Origin of the sequence: Pedobacter sp. (assembly GCF_045628745.1) — a bacterium.
Classification (GTDB): Bacteria; Bacteroidota; Bacteroidia; order Sphingobacteriales; family Sphingobacteriaceae; genus Pedobacter.
The window spans coordinates 1-3,659 of sequence record NZ_JAZQPU010000167.1 but is presented as its reverse complement, the minus strand read 5'-3'; the positions used below and the strand labels follow the sequence as shown (position 1 = coordinate 3,659).

General features: G+C 39.8%; 3 protein-coding genes. 2 read left to right on the top strand and 1 reads right to left on the bottom strand.

Annotation, left to right across the window (positions count from 1 at the left end; genetic code table 11):
* Together ACR2F7_RS06655 and ACR2F7_RS06650 are read left to right on the top strand one after the other, a co-directional pair.
* The coding region (locus ACR2F7_RS06655; protein WP_432712800.1) for an asparagine synthetase B family protein at positions 1-1,407 on the top strand (1,407 nt) is incomplete at its 5' end.
* A gap of 73 nt (positions 1,408-1,480) precedes the next feature.
* Entirely contained in the window at positions 1,481-3,058 is a 1,578-nt protein-coding gene (locus ACR2F7_RS06650; RefSeq protein ID WP_432712799.1) for a serine hydrolase, read from the top strand.
* Here the strand turns inward: ACR2F7_RS06650 and ACR2F7_RS06645 are convergent.
* The coding region (locus ACR2F7_RS06645; protein ID WP_432712798.1) for a sensor histidine kinase at positions 3,039-3,659 on the bottom strand (621 nt) is incomplete at its 5' end. The two genes, ACR2F7_RS06650 and ACR2F7_RS06645, sit on opposite strands and share 20 nt — an antisense overlap.

The window sequence follows — 3,659 nt, the reverse complement described above, 5'->3', positions numbered from 1 at the left end:
CTCAAGGTATTTCCCTCCAGTATTTTAGCCCATAAAAATGAAAAGGCGCTCTTACAGTTTTTAGTGCTCGGTTATATCACTGCCCCTGATTCTGCTTATCAAAATGTTTATAAACTAGAACCCGGTTGTTACCTGGAGTATAAAAAGGGCAAGCTCCTCATCACCAGGTATTGGTCTGTTATAGATCAAACTACACACAACCCTTATTTTGTTAAAGATTACCAGCATGCCCTAAAAATTGTAGAAGAGGAATTGCAGCGTGCAGTAGAAATGCAAATGATGGCAGATGTTAATGTGGGTTGTTTTTTAAGTGGCGGTGTAGACAGTTCCCTGATTGCTGCACTGGCGCAAAAAAGCTCTCCAGTACCCATTAAGACCTACTCCATGGGCTTCAAGGAACAGGGTTTTGATGAAAGCGGCTATGCAACTGCGGTAGCCAAACATTTAAAAACAGACCACCAGAACCTGAGCTTTGAACCTGAAGATCTGCTGGACCTGATTACCAATTTCGACTTTTATTTTGATGAGCCCTTTGGTGATTTCGCCTCTTTACCTTTAAGCATATTGTGTAAAAAAGCAAAAGAGCAGGGTATCACGGTAGCCTTGTCTGGTGATGGTGGCGATGAATTATTTCTTGGTTATGAACGTTATACTTTTGCCACCCGGTTCTACCGCCTTTTTAAAGATAAACCCGAAATTTTAAGGCAACTGTTTGCCGGCGCCCTGCGCCTTACTCAACAGGAAAAGGCCTTAAAAATGGTCTTTCCCATCAAAAAACCTACACTACTCAACTTTTACCAGGTTTATGCGACCACCATTAAACCCTGGGACCTGCAAATGATGGTGGATAAAGTTTTTATAAAGCAGCATTTTGGAAAAGAGGACATCACCTTTACCGATATTTTACCTATCCCCAAAACACTTGCGCTTGAAAATGAGAAAGACTTGAGCAACATTGACCTGTTATGGAACCTGCCGGATGAGATGCTGACCAAATCTGACCGTGCTTCCATGCGCTTTTCACTCGAATTAAGGGTGCCCATGCTTGATGCCAACCTTATTGAGATTTCCAGGGCCATTCCTCATCATTTATTGTTAAAGGACGGCATTAAAAAATCCATATTAAAAGATATTCTTGCCAAACATGTACCCAAGGCCCTATTCGACCGTCCTAAACGAGGCTTTAGTGTGCCTATTGGACTATGGTTCAGGAATGAACTTAAAGCTGAACTTTTAGAATTAAACCAGGGCTTGCCGGCCTTTTTAAATAAAGCTTACGTGGATCGCCTAATCCATGAGCACCTTTACCTCCATAAAAACCATACTTATACCCTGTGGAATTTAATGAGGATTAAAAAGTTCTACAGCCATCAACCAAAACCTGCAGCCGAAGTATACATGGATTAGCGGCCACCCCGGCCAAGATAACATTTCTTTAATTGAGGAGAACACCCTAAATTAGCCTGTTCTAAATTCACTCATGAAAACTGCATCTTTAAAAAGCACTTTATCTATCGCTTTCCTTCTATTAGGCAGCGCGACTACTTCGCTACAGGCCCAAGTACTCAACTCCAGGCAAATAGATAGCTTGGTTAACAAAACCATCAGCACTTTTAATGTGCCCGGAATTGCTGTAGGCATCGTTAAAGATGGCCAGCTGATTCATGCTAAAGGCTATGGTTTGCGCTCTATAAATAGTAAAGCGAAGGTTGATGAGAACACCTTGTTTGGCATTGCTTCTAACAGTAAAGCTTTTACTGCCGCTGCTTTGGGGATTTTAGTAGACGATAAAAAAATAAGCTGGGATACGAAGGTAACTGACATCATTCCTGAGTTTAAACTTTATGATTCTTTTGTAACGCAGGAGTTTACCATTCGTGACTTGTTAACCCACAGAAGTGGATTGGGTTTAGGTGCCGGGGATTTAATGATCTGGCCAGATTCAAGTACTGTAACCAAAAAACAGATGATTCATAACTTAAGGTACCTCAAACCTGTTTCATCTTTCAGGTCTCAATATGATTATGATAATTTAATGTATATCGTTGCCGGTGATATTGTAAGCCGAGTAGCAGGAATGCCTTATGAAGATTTTGTGGAAACAAAAATCATTAAGCCATTGGGCATGACTAAAACGGCAGATTCTTGGTACCGCCTGAAAGATAAAAGCAACATTATCGATGGACATGCCCCTATTGATGACCGCTCCCTGGTTACTGTAGGCCTAAGTTTTACAGAATTAGCCAACCCTGCTGGTGGCATTTATTCTAACATCACCGACATGAGCAAGTGGGTAATGGCACAAATTAATGAAGGTAAATATGGCGCCAAGCTGGAAAAATCTTTATTTAGCAAAGAAGTACACAAGGAAATGTGGACACCACAAACGATTATTAAAGGTGGCTCCCCTTACAACACCCACTTTAGCAGCTATGGTTTAGGCTGGTTTTTAAGCGATGTAAATGGTTATTTTCAGGCATCACATACAGGAGGCCTGGCGGGCATTGTTACCCAGGTAACCATTTTACCGGAGTTGAAATTGGGAATCATTGTATTAACCAACCAGCAGTCAGGCGCTGCCTTTACCGCCATTACCAATTCCATCAAAGATGGCTATTTTGGAATTAAAGGAAAAGACCGTATCAAACAATACAATGATACACGACTTGCCGGAGAACAGAAAGCGAAAGAAATTACAGAAAAAATTTGGACTGATATTGCTGCACAGCAAAAATTAGCCAGTGCAAATAGTGCACTTCAAGGTATTGAAGGTGTTTATAAAGATCCATGGTTTGGCGAAGTAACCATTACACGGAAAGATGATGACTGGTATTACACGGCTAAGAATTCACCAAAGCTTCAAGGCAAAATGTTTTTCTATAAGGGTAATACCTTTATTGTTAAATGGAACGAAAGAAGTTTAGAGGCTGATGCTTTTGTTACCTTCTCTTTAGATTACAATGCAAAACCTCAGGGTTTTAAAATGATGGCCATTTCGCCATTAACAGACTTTAGTTTCGACTTCCAGGATTTAGATTTTAATCGTTTGATAGATTAATTAACGGGAAAAATAGCCTGAAAGTGGTGCCTTTATTGACTTCGCTGCTGATGGCTATTTTTCCTCCTAATGTTTCTACATGGGTTTTAACCATAAACAAGCCCATTCCCTTCCCTTCCACATGGTTATGAAAGCGTTTATATAAACCAAATACCTGGTCTCCTTTTTTAGCCATGTCTATTCCCATTCCATTATCCTGGTAGGTTAAAACAAGGTTACCGTTATGAAGACTTGATTTAATGGTAATTAAAGGTGCTATATCAGCCTGCCTGTATTTGATGCTATTGGATATAAGGTTGAAAAATATACTCTGCATATAGCTTTTCAACGTCACATGCTCATTGATTTCTTGAAAGTCAACCTTTATCGTGGCCTTCTCCTTGTTCATCAAATTTTTGATGCTGTGGTGGATGTTTTCAATCAACTCTGAAAATACGATTTTTTCTTTTCGCTCATCAATGATATTTTTCACTTTTAAAATAGAATTCAAGTCCATAATGGTTGAATCCAGTAAATTTATCGATACAGAAAGCGCATCATTCAACATTTGCTTCACTTCCTCAGCATGAGAGTCATCTTTTAATTCTTTCACTATACCAAT